Source organism: Azospirillum sp. UFLA03-27, assembly GCF_059803775.1.
This window is the reverse complement of record NZ_JAUQTX010000277.1, coordinates 1-8,430: the sequence shown is the minus strand read 5'-3', so window position 1 is coordinate 8,430 and position 8,430 is coordinate 1. Positions and strand designations below refer to the sequence as shown.

Below are 8,430 nucleotides of genomic sequence, written 5' to 3'. Positions count from 1 at the left end.
GCGTATAATCGTCGGCAGCGTCAGATGTGTATAAGAGACAGGCCATTCCTTGATGCGGGTCCAGACGCGCAGGCCGGCACGTGCGGCGCCCTTCTCCGGCCCATCCGGCTTGCCCAGCGCGGCCAGAACGGCGGGCGCCCACAGCCAGCCGGCGCGCCCCATCTCCCAGGCGAAGGCCACGGGGTCAGACGCCTCCTCGCGCCCCGGCGTGCCGAGCAACCCCAGCAGCTTGCGCACCGCCCGGTGCAGGGCCAGCGCGTCGTCCTCCAGCCCGTCGGGGATCGGCAGGTCCAGCGCCTCGGCCAACCCGCGCGGGGTCGGCACGCAGAAGCGGGCGGGCAGGACGAAGGCGAACAGCTCCAGCAGGTCGAAGGCGGCGAAGGGCTCCGTCCCCAGCCGCCGCGCCATCGCCCGCGCGTGGCAGACCAGCGGCGGCTGGCGGCGCGCCCGCTTCGCCGCGGCGGCGGGCGGCAATTCCTCCACCTCCCCGTCGCCGGTCAGCAGAACCACGCGCCGCGCGCCGGCGACCAAGGCCGGCGCGTCATCGAGGCTGAAGGACGGGAGGGAGGGCGCCGAGGTCAGATCCATGGCGCGCAGTATAAAGGTCCCCGCCGCCGCAATGCGAGCAAACCCGTGTTGACCGATCGGCCCGCCCCCTCGAAAGTGCTCCCCCGCCCTTGAGCGTCGCAGAGGAGAGGTCGAGCGCATGCGGTTTCCGGTCCGGCGTCTGCTGAGACTCCTGATGGCCCTGGCCGTCGCCCTGGTGGCCTTCAGCGTCGGCTGGGCGGCGCTCTACCGCGTGGTGCCGGTGCCGGCCACGCCCCTGATGCTGATCCGCGCCGCCGGAGGGTCCGGGCTGGCGCACGACTGGGTGCCCATGTCGCAAATTTCTCCCCACCTCGCCCGCGCGGTCATCGCGTCGGAGGACACGTTGTTCTGCGGCCACGGCGGCTTCGACTGGGCGGCCATCGAAGGCGCCTTCGAGGACAACGAGGAGGGCCGGCGCCTGCGTGGCGGCAGCACGATCAGCCAGCAGACCGCCAAGAACGCTTTTCTCTGGCCGGACCGCAGCTGGACCCGCAAGGGCGCGGAGGCGTGGTTCACCCTGCTGATCGAGACGCTATGGCCAAAGAGCCGCATCCTGGAGGTCTATCTGAACAGCGTGGAGTGGGACGACGGCGTCTACGGCGCCGAAGCCGCCGCCCGCCACCATTTCAAGAAGCCGGCATCGGCCCTGACCCGCCGTGAGGCCGCCCTGCTGGCCGTCGTCCTGCCCAACCCCCGCAACTGGTCCCCGAACCCGCCCGGCGCCTATGTGGCGCGGCGGGCCGGCGTCATCGAGCGGCGCATGGCCGTGGTGGAACGGGACGGGCTGGCCGACTGCGCACGCTAGGCTTTGCCGGCAGCCTTTCAACCTGCGAACTTGATTGTCGACCATCAATACAGCCGATGGTAATCTGATCTGAATGCCATACAGGGCGACGGAGTGTTTCGGCTTACCGACATTCTTCGATCGTTGGCAAACCTCGGCAACGGGAGAGCCGTCAGATGAACGTCACGGATCCATCGGTGGGTGCGGCCCGGCAGCCGGCCCCCCTGTCCGCCACGACATCGTCCGCTCCCAAGCACGCAGCGGAAGCGAAAGAAGCAACCGGCGGCCCCTCCAACGGCGCGCGCGACGCGGCTGCGGTCGTCACGCTGTCGGAGTCGGCCCAGGCGTCCCTGGCGTCCCAGACCTCGATCCAGGCCGCGGGCAAGAAGGATTTCGCGACCGTCGCCAAGGAGGCACGGGCGGCCATCGACGCCAAGTACGCGGAGCTGGCCGCGAACGGCAAGCCGATGGACTACATGCACGCCACCCAGGAAAGCTGGGACACCGTCTATGGCGGGCTCGACCGCCGCTCCCTCTTCGCCATCGCCAGCAACAGCGACGGCAGCTTTTCCAAGGACGAGCAGGACACCGCCCAATCGATCATGTCTCAGCAGCAGGGGCAGGCCATGATGGCCGCGGACCCGACGGGCAACGATCACGCCGCCCGCTTCCGGGCCGGCGTCGCCTTCCTGGAGGGCGTCAGCGACGAGGAGAAGGGCTCGGCCAACTGGGCGGTCCAACGCGCCGCCACCCAGTTCGGCTATGAGCAGTCGATGCGGAGCAGCGGCCGCGAGCCGGACGATCTCGACAGCGAGAGCCCGCTGGTCGCCATGATCAAGGGCGCCATGGATCGCCTCAAGGACAAGACGCCCGAGTCCGTCGCCACCGGCGGCTATGTCAAGGATCTGAAGGACATGCCCCTGTTCCGCGACGGCGTGCCGACGGTTGCGGCCGGCCCTGGTCCGTCGCTCGACATCCGGGCATGAGGGCCTACGCCCCGCCCCCCGACATCCGAAGACTGACCACCCCCGCGACGATCAGCAGAATCCCGGCCAGCTTCAGGAAGTTCAGCGACTCGCCGAACACCCAAATCCCGATCGCCGCGATGGCCGCGGTGCCGACCGCCGACCAGATGGCGTAGGCCACGCCGACCTCGATCTCGCGCAGCGCCTGGGCCAGCATCGCGAAGGCCACCAGATAACAGGCCACCACCGCCAGGCTGGGCCACAGGCGGGTCATGCCGTCGGACATCTTCATGGCGACGGTGCCCACGATCTCGAAGGCGATGGCGACGGACAGAAACAACCAGCTCATGCGGGTCCTCGGCGGGTGATCCACATCCAGACATGCGCCCGAACCGTGAAACGGACAAGCGGCGCCCGTTGACGGACGGCGCGCTGCGCCCTAGGGTCGCTGCCTTTCTACACTTCCGTCGAGTTTTGAAGGGGCTCTACCATGACCGGCGAGCGGGAATTGGCGTTGCAGGCGAAGGCGTGGCCGTTCGAGGAGGCGCGCAAACTGGTCGCGCGCTTCGCGAAAGAGCCGCCGGCCAAAGGCTACGTCCTGTTCGAGACCGGCTACGGTCCGTCGGGCTTGCCGCACATCGGCACCTTCGGCGAGGTGGCGCGCACCACCATGGTCCGTCAGGCCTTCCAGCGGATGAGTGACATCCCGACCAAGCTCTTCTGCTTCTCCGACGATATGGACGGGCTGCGCAAGGTCCCGGACAACATCCCGAACAAGGAGCTGGTGGCCGCCAGCCTCGGCAAGCCGCTGACCCAGGTCCCCGACCCGTTCGGCACGCACGACAGCTTCGGCGCGCACAACAACGCGCGGTTGCGCGCCTTCCTCGACAGCTTCGGCTTCGAGTACGAGTTCCAGTCCTCCACGGACTGGTACAAGTCCGGCCGCTTCGACGAGGCGCTGCTCGGCGTGCTGCGGCGCTATGACGAGATCATGGCCGTCATGCTGCCGACGCTGGGCGAGGAGCGCCAGCAGACCTACAGCCCGTTCCTGCCCGTCTCCCCCTCCACCGGGCGCGTGCTGCAGGTCCCGGTGCTGGAGCGCGACGTGGACGCCGGCACCATCGTCTTCCAGGACGAGGACGGGAAGAAGGTCGAGGTGCCGGTCACCGGCGGCCATGTGAAGCTCCAGTGGAAGCCCGACTGGGGCATGCGCTGGTACGCGCTGGGCGTTGATTACGAGATGTACGGCAAGGATCTGATCCCGTCGGCCGAGCTGGCCGGAAAGATCGTCAACATCCTCGGCGGCACCCCGCCGCAGGGCTTCAATTACGAGCTGTTCCTCGACGACAAGGGACAGAAGATCTCCAAGTCCAAGGGCAACGGCCTGACCATGGAGGAGTGGCTGGCCTACGCCCCGCCGGAGAGCCTCGCCCTCTACATGTTCCAGAAGCCGAAGTCGGCCAAGCGCCTGTATTTCGACGTGATCCCACGGGCGGTGGACGAGTATCTGGCCTTCGTCGCCAAGCTGCCGGTGGAGGAGCCGGCCAAGGCGCTGGAGAACCCGGCCTGGCACATCCACAACGGCACGGCGCCGGCGGTGCGGTCGGACGTGTCCTTCAACTTGCTGCTGAACCTCGCCGGGGCGGCGAACGCCGAGACCAAGGACGTGATGTGGGGCTTCATCAGCCGCTACGCGCCCGAGGCGACGCCGGAGAACAGCCCCTTCCTGGACAAGCTGGTCGGCTACGCCGTCCGCTACTACCAGGATCAGGTGAAGCCGACGAAACGCTTCCGCGCCCCCACCGACGCCGAGCGCGCCGCGCTGGAGGAGCTGCTGAAGCGTCTGGACACCATCCCCGCCGACGCGGCGGGCGACGTCATCCAGAACGAGGTCTTCGCCGTGGGCAAGGAGCATGGCTTCACCGAGCTGCGCGCCTGGTTCCAGGCGCTCTACGAGGTGCTGCTCGGCCAGACCACCGGCCCGCGCATGGGCTCCTTCATCCAGCTCTACGGCCTGGACGAGACCAAGGCGCTGATCCGCGAGAAGCTGGCCGCCTGAGCACCGTCCATCGGCCTTCTCCCCTCCCCCGTGCCGCGGCCCGCCGCGGGGGAGGGTTTTCCCAGCGGACCGGCAAGCCTCACGAACAATCCGCCCGGCATGCACACCGCCTTCAAGGAAGGTGGCGCCCAAGGGCATGCCCGGATGGATGTCTCTCAGCATTCGACGAGACTTCACCCGCCATAGTTCTGGTCACAAACAATACTCCCAATCCGATCGTTTGCGTTTCCATCATCCGCCTGTTCGGCTCGAATGTGTGCAAACGGTCGAAATCCTGCCCACCCGCTGGGCAAACAACATTTTATTCCCGCATCGCCATGCGCACACCGCACCGCACCAATACCAACTTGGTATTACCATCCGCTAAGGTCAAAGCCTATGATCCGCCCCGTTACTGCTTTTGCAGTGCGTTTCCTCCCTAAACTCTTCAAGGCCGCGCCCCATCGGGGTTGCGGCCCTTTTTCTTTTCAACCTCCGCTTTTCGACGCTTTGACAGCATCAACCGATGGCACAATTGGCGGCGCAGGGTATGGTTGCGCAGGGCAGGCACCGATGACAAGTTCGGCCCCATTAGCGGCCCGTTAACCGGCGCGTCGTTGGATATCCGGATGCAGCCACGTCAGGCCCCCCACCCCGATCAAGAGGACGACCGTCCCGGCGCGGCCCGCTCGGTGCCGCGGGAAGACTCCTCCGCGGACGACGGGGTGGACCCGGAACTGCTCGGCTATCTGTTCGACGATTCTCCCCCCGCTCCTCCTGCGCCGGAACCGGTCCGCCGCCGCGTCGGCACGGCGCTGGTCGAATCGCGGCGGGCTGGGATGGGCGATGCCGGAGTCCGCGCGCATCTGGCGCGCAAGCTGTGCCGGCTGCTGCCCGACCTGCCCCCAGACCGCCAGGACAAGGCCACCGCCACCGCCCTGCGCACTTTGGAGCGGCTGGCCCGCGATCACGCGGCCCATGTGCGGACGGCGCTGGCTGGGGCCCTGAAGGACGTCGCCTGCGCCCCGCCCGCCGTGGCGCGCACGCTGGCCCGCGACGTCGAGCGTTCGGTGGCGGAGCCGATCCTCCATTGCTGCGCCACCCTGACCGACGACGACCTGCTGGAGATCATCGCCAGCCACCCTGCGGGCTGGGCGCTGTCGGCCATCGCGCGGCGGCCGGCGGTCAGCGCGCCGCTGTCCCGCGCCATCGTCGACACGGGCGATGCGGAGGCCACGGGCGTCCTGCTGGACAACGACGGCGCGGTCATCCCCGAAGACCGGCTGGAGGATCTGGTGGAGCGGTCGGGCGGCCATCCGGACTGGCAGGCCAAGCTGGCCAGCCGCCCCGCCCTGTCGCAACGGCTGGCCCTGCGGCTGGCGGAGTTCGTCGACGACTCGGTGGCCGACCTGCTGCGCCGCCGCACCGATCTGGACGCGGTCACCGCGGCGGAGGTCGCCGCCGTGACCCGCCGCCGCGTCGCCTGGGTCGAAGGGCGCGATCCCGCCGAGTCGCCGGGGCGCCGCGCCGTCCGCCTGCACCGGCAGGGCGCCTTGGACGAGACGGCGCTCGGCGACGCCCTGTCTTGGGAGGAAACGGACTTCGTCCGCGCCGCCCTGGCCCTGCGCGCCGCCGTCCATCCGGGAATCGTGGACGACATCCTGCGCTCCGGCGATGCCCGCGCCGTCACCGCCCTGGTCTGGCGCGCGGGCTACTCGATGCGCTGCGCCATGCGGGTGCAGGTCCGTGCCGCCGGCATTCCGCCGCGCGCCGTGCTGAACGCCCGCCAGGGCACCGACTACCCGCTGCCCGCGGCGGACATGACCCGCCACCTCGCGCTCTACGGCGTCCGTTCCTGACGCCGTGGAGCGCTGTCCCCGTTATTTCCCTTACTGGATCTCCAGCGGCCGGCGCGCCGGGGCACGCCGCGTGTCGGGGGCCAGCGTCGGATCGTTCTGATACAGCGGGCGCGACGGATCGGTGTCGATCAGTTGCGGTGGGGTGACGATCTCCTCGCCCGACCCGGAATCGAACTGGATCACCGCCATCCGGCGCACATCCTCGCACAGGGCGCGCTTGCGCAGGGTCGCCGGGTCGCTCGGCCCGTCGAAGGCCACCAAGGGCACCACGATGCCGCTGCGCTCCCCCGGCGGGACGGAGGTGTACACATAGTTCGACACGGGCCGGCAATACAGGATGTCGGTGGCCGACGGGGTATTCACTGGAGCGCCGGCCGCCGCCTCGCCCGGCAGCGCACCGGCCAATGGAGCCTTGGCCAGTGCGGTCTCATAATCTGCGACGGTTTGTCCCAAGGCCGCACCGCCGCTCCCCAGGGCCAGCGTCACGGTCAGGCAAAATGCCGGTGCAAAGCGAATCATGGTTCTTCCCCCCAATCCCGAACAGCCTTGAAAACCTATCCAAAGAATAGTGCGCCGCACCCGCAACGCCAAATTCCTGTTTGCCGTTCCGGCCATTCGCCGTAATCGATTGCACAGTTCCGTGCCTCGTGCTTGCGGTCACGCTTGCCCTCGGGCCGGAATCGCGCTAGGAACCGCCCTCGAAATCTCAGGGCGCTGGATCCCTAGGACGCTAAACTCAATCGGTTCTGTCCTCCGCTGAATGGGGGACGCTCACGCTTAGGGAAACGCTCCATGGCTCGCAAGAAGATTGCGCTCGTCGGCGCCGGCCAGATTGGCGGCACGCTGGCTTTGCTCGCTGCCCAGAAGGAACTCGGCGACGTCGTCCTGTTCGACATCGCCGAAGGCATGCCGGAGGGCAAGGCTCTCGACCTGGCTGAGACCTCGCCGGTCGAAGGCTTCAACGCCAAGCTCAGCGGCGGCAACGACTACTCGGTCATCGAAGGCGCCGACGTCGTGATCGTCACCGCCGGCGTGCCGCGCAAGCCGGGCATGAGCCGCGACGACCTGATCGGCATCAATACCGGCGTCTGCCAGACCGTCGGCGAGAACATCAAGAAGTACGCCCCGAACGCCTTCGTCATCGTCATCACGAACCCGCTGGACGTGATGGTTTGGGTGCTCCAGCAGGCCTCCGGCCTCCCGCCGGAGCGCGTCGTCGGCATGGCCGGCGTGCTCGACTCGGCCCGCTTCCGCTATTTCCTGGCCGACGAGTTCAAGGTGTCGGTCGAGGACGTCACCGCCTTCGTGCTGGGCGGCCACGGCGACACCATGGTCCCGCTCGTCCGCTACTCGACCGTCGCCGGCATCCCGCTGCCGGATCTGGTCAAGATGGGCTGGACCACGCAGGAGAAGCTGGACGCCATCGTGCAGCGCACCCGCGACGGCGGTGCGGAAATCGTCAAGCTCCTGAAGACCGGCTCGGCCTTCTACGCCCCGGCCGCGTCCGCCATCCAGATGGCCGAGTCCTACCTGAAGGACCAGAAGCGCGTCGTTCCGGTCGCCGCCTACCTGACCGGCCAGTACGGCCAGAACGACCTCTACGTCGGCGTCCCGACGATCATCGGCGCTGGTGGCGTCGAGAAGATCATCCAGATCGAACTCTCCGCGGAAGAGAAGAAGATGTTCGATCACTCGGTCGACGCTGTGAAGCAGCTCGTCGAGGTGGTCAAGAAGCAGCAGGCTGAGAAGGCCGCCTCTTAAGGCGGCCTGTTTTTTGCCTGCGCGACGGCCTGCGGCCTTGTCGCCCCGGCGCGGACGGTTGAACCGTCCGCGCCCGGTGGTACAGTGACCGCGGACGTTCGCGCCAGCCGGCGTAAGGCTTCCTGAAGGACTCGTTCCCACGAAGACTTGCGCCCTGGCGCGCCCGCCAGCAGGAAACGCCTGCCCGATCTTCGCCCATCGTCAGCCGACCACACTCTGTCAGCCGACCATAAAAACAGATGGACGCCCGATGAACATCCATGAGTATCAGGCCAAAGGCCTGCTGAAGAAGTACGGCGTCGCGGTGCCCCGCGGCGGCGTCGCCTACACCCCGCAGGAAGCCGAGACCGTCGCCCGCGAGCTGGGCGGCCCGGTGTGGGTCGTGAAGTCGCAGATCCACGCGGGCGGCCGCGGCGCCGGCCGCTTCAAGGACAA

Annotated in this window: 8 protein-coding genes and 1 pseudogene; 6 read left to right on the top strand and 3 right to left on the bottom strand. The window is 68.2% G+C overall.

Going from position 1 to position 8,430, the window contains the following annotated elements; translation table 11 throughout:
* A pseudogene (locus Q4I23_RS27785) lies at window positions 1-588 on the bottom strand (ATP-dependent DNA helicase); the annotation flags it as partial.
* 118 nt (window positions 589-706) lie between these two features.
* Between Q4I23_RS27785 and mtgA the strand changes: the two are divergent.
* Entirely contained in the window at window positions 707-1,393 is a 687-nt protein-coding gene (gene mtgA / locus Q4I23_RS27780) for a monofunctional biosynthetic peptidoglycan transglycosylase (RefSeq protein WP_376994309.1), read from the top strand.
* Between the two features lie 155 nt (window positions 1,394-1,548).
* Window positions 1,549-2,358, top strand: coding sequence for a hypothetical protein (locus Q4I23_RS27775; protein ID WP_498528352.1), 810 nt, complete (start codon window positions 1,549-1,551; stop codon window positions 2,356-2,358).
* Between the two features lie 4 nt (window positions 2,359-2,362).
* On the opposite strand, the gene Q4I23_RS27770 is transcribed toward Q4I23_RS27775, so the two are convergent.
* Window positions 2,363-2,686 (bottom strand): DMT family transporter, encoded by a 324-nt coding sequence (locus tag Q4I23_RS27770; RefSeq protein WP_038529606.1) that lies wholly within the window; start codon window positions 2,684-2,686, stop codon window positions 2,363-2,365.
* Window positions 2,687-2,827: 141 nt separating this feature from the next.
* Between Q4I23_RS27770 and Q4I23_RS27765 the strand changes: the two genes are divergently transcribed.
* Complete coding sequence (locus tag Q4I23_RS27765; RefSeq protein WP_454019108.1) at window positions 2,828-4,396, top strand: lysine--tRNA ligase; 1,569 nt, start codon at window positions 2,828-2,830, stop codon at window positions 4,394-4,396.
* Between the two features lie 608 nt (window positions 4,397-5,004).
* Window positions 5,005-6,234: a DUF2336 domain-containing protein gene (locus Q4I23_RS27760; protein WP_498528351.1), complete on the top strand. Its 1,230-nt coding sequence runs from the start codon at window positions 5,005-5,007 to the stop codon at window positions 6,232-6,234.
* Between the two features lie 30 nt (window positions 6,235-6,264).
* Here the strand turns inward: Q4I23_RS27760 and Q4I23_RS27755 are convergent, their stop codons facing one another.
* A complete protein-coding gene (locus tag Q4I23_RS27755; protein WP_454019106.1) occupies window positions 6,265-6,753 on the bottom strand; it encodes a hypothetical protein in 489 nt (162 codons plus the stop codon).
* A gap of 273 nt (window positions 6,754-7,026) precedes the next feature.
* On the opposite strand from Q4I23_RS27755, the gene mdh reads away from it, so the two are divergent.
* Together mdh and Q4I23_RS27745 are read left to right on the top strand one after the other, a co-directional pair.
* Entirely contained in the window at window positions 7,027-7,995 is a 969-nt protein-coding gene (mdh, locus tag Q4I23_RS27750) for a malate dehydrogenase (RefSeq protein WP_498528350.1), read from the top strand.
* Window positions 7,996-8,245: 250 nt separating this feature from the next.
* A partial coding sequence (locus Q4I23_RS27745; RefSeq protein ID WP_498528349.1) for an ATP-grasp domain-containing protein occupies window positions 8,246-8,430 on the top strand: 185 nt, incomplete at its 3' end.